The following is a 2,034-nucleotide window of genomic DNA, read 5'->3' on the forward strand; positions in this document are numbered from 1 at the left end:
GTCTGGTAAACTTGATCTATTCAAAAATTTTATAGCTTTATCAATGTCCCCATGATAATTTTCAAAAATAGATGTGAATCCCTCGTTAGTTTTGTCGTCAAAAAATGGTAAAAAATAATTGAAAGGACTATCATTGAAATATTCGTTAACAAATATTTTGTCGTTTAAAAATGAAATTCTATGGAAACCAATGTTAAATAACTGGAGTATTGAGGAAAATGCTTTTTGAATTTTGGGAATTTCTTGTAGATTCTTGAGCTTATTTTTTATATTTAACCGTAGCCATTTGTTACCTAAGTGGTTAAGTGCCATAAATAATGAGGTAGTAGCTTTTTGCCATACTCTGTCTTCATTATCATTAATAAAATCTATTAAAAATGAAATTTTAATTTCGTCTGCTTTATTAAAATGGATTAAACTGCAAGCTATGCTACTTACTAAAACACTTCGATCGTACCAATTGTATTTTTGCAAATCATTCCTGACTTGGGTTATTCTTTCTATCGTTTGCTCATCTAAGATTACAGAGGAATATATTTTTTCGAAAAGTGAACGAATCTCGACATTTTTATAAATAGGACTTATTTTTTGTAAATAGTTGAAATCATCAAATAACAAGATTTTAATTTTTGCTTCAATATCTTTAATTTCATTATATAGATTGATATCGCTCGGGTTAGCTTTAAGTTGCTCTGTTTTTAATTTAAAAAGTTCATTTAGTGTGTTTAAATCTTCCGACGAAGATGACTGTTGTGGTATATTATCTGCTGTGCTAGTAACGCTATTTTTAAACGATTTTAAAGAAGACAAGTATTTTATTAAATCATCACCATAGTTATCTATCAAAAGAGCTGTTGTATTATATTTTGAGTAATCTTCTTTTTTCGTAGTGAGAATAAAATGTTCAGCGAACAAATAACCACCATATAGATCTTTTATTTTTTCAAATAATTGGTTTATAAATGGATCGGTTAAGCTAAATCCAATAAACATGAATGTTTTACCCTTAAAAAAACTCCTTAATGTATCTTCGTTATGACTATTAGTGTTGTATATTTCATTATAATCACTACTAAACAAAACCATTGATTCCGGATTGTTACAGTCTCCATGAAGTTTGTATAAAAATTGTGAGTCATCCAGTTGACTCTTTATACTTTGGAATTTGTTCTTATTTTCAAAGACATGGATAGTTTTGTCTGAAGGTTTATGTCTTTCTAATAGATTATCATAATTTGTGGTAAATATTTTAGTTGTTATATCCCATAATAAACTATGAACAGGAGATTCAATATTGGTTAAGTCAATTTTGTCAAATTCTTGATTAACAATGTGTTTTGATTCCAATTTATATTGATTGCCAGCTTGTCGATCACTTTCAATTTCATTTAAACTATCTAGAGCGTGACTAGTGTTATTTTCAAGTTCAGCAATAATATTTTTAAAATGTGTATGAGAATATTCCCCATGTTTTTTGTCTAATTGTTTAAGAATATTGATAGTAAGATCTTTCCAAGATGGAAAACCTAATGGTATTGAACAACCGGCTCCAACAAAGAATACAAGATTGTTTTGCTCTAGAGCCGCTTTTAGTTTGGGAGGTATAATGGACTGCATTAATCAAAGTTTAGTTCCAAAAGTATATAATTAATTAAGATAATTAACAATTGTTTGGAGAAAATCCTAAGTTGAATAGAATTCAAGAAATGCCGAGATATTTGTTTAAAATTACTGATAGGAGTTTTTGTATTATAATTTTAGTAAATAATTATGACTTTAGTTTAGAAAAACAAAAAAATATTAATCACAATAGAGTATCATTTCAACTGGAAAACTAAATATCTCACCTAGCCCCGATGGGAGCAAATATCCTTTTGTCTCGTCCTCAAACGAGATAAAAGATATTGCGGACAGCGGGAGTGAAGTTGATGAAAAAAAAAATATTTTTGCTCATAAAAAGCAAAAAACTGCAAAGTGTTGCCACAATGCAGTTTAAAAGATTTAATTATGTTTATTTATTCGTGTACCAACTCC

1 protein-coding gene is annotated in these 2,034 nt (G+C 28.4%); it reads right to left on the minus strand.

All coding sequences use genetic code 11. The features are described 5' to 3' along the window. The coding region (locus VFS71_RS12865) for an SIR2 family protein (protein WP_326401699.1) at nucleotides 1-1,617 on the minus strand (1,617 nt) is incomplete at its 3' end. Between the last annotated feature and the right edge of the window lie 417 nt (nucleotides 1,618-2,034).

The organism is Flavobacterium sp. (genome assembly GCF_035760125.1).
Lineage (GTDB): Bacteria > Bacteroidota > Bacteroidia > Flavobacteriales > Flavobacteriaceae > Flavobacterium.